At 73.9% G+C, this 230-nt stretch carries 1 pseudogene; it reads left to right on the forward strand.

The features are described 5' to 3' along the window. Positions 1-230 (forward strand): annotated as a pseudogene (locus KVT44_RS57520) (ABC transporter ATP-binding protein); the annotation flags it as partial.

Consider the following 230-nt stretch of genomic DNA (forward strand, 5'->3'; position numbering starts at 1 on the left):
CAGGGCCCCCGGGCCGGCCAGGAGGGGGAGGCCCAGGGCATCCCCGGCCCGAACGGCGCCCGAAAAACCACCCCCCTGGAACTCCCCCCCCGCTATCTCTTCCCGAGCCAGGGCCCCCCCCCCATCCCCGGCGAGACCCTCGGCAAGGACGACGTCTTCGAACTGCGCCCGCGCAACGGCGTGGCCGGTATCGACCTGGGCGAGAAGCCCCCCAAGCGCCAAACCGTCCT

The sequence above is a fragment of the Streptomyces sp. GbtcB7 genome, from assembly GCF_019091445.1.
Classification (GTDB): domain Bacteria; phylum Actinomycetota; class Actinomycetes; order Streptomycetales; family Streptomycetaceae; genus Streptomyces; species Streptomyces mirabilis.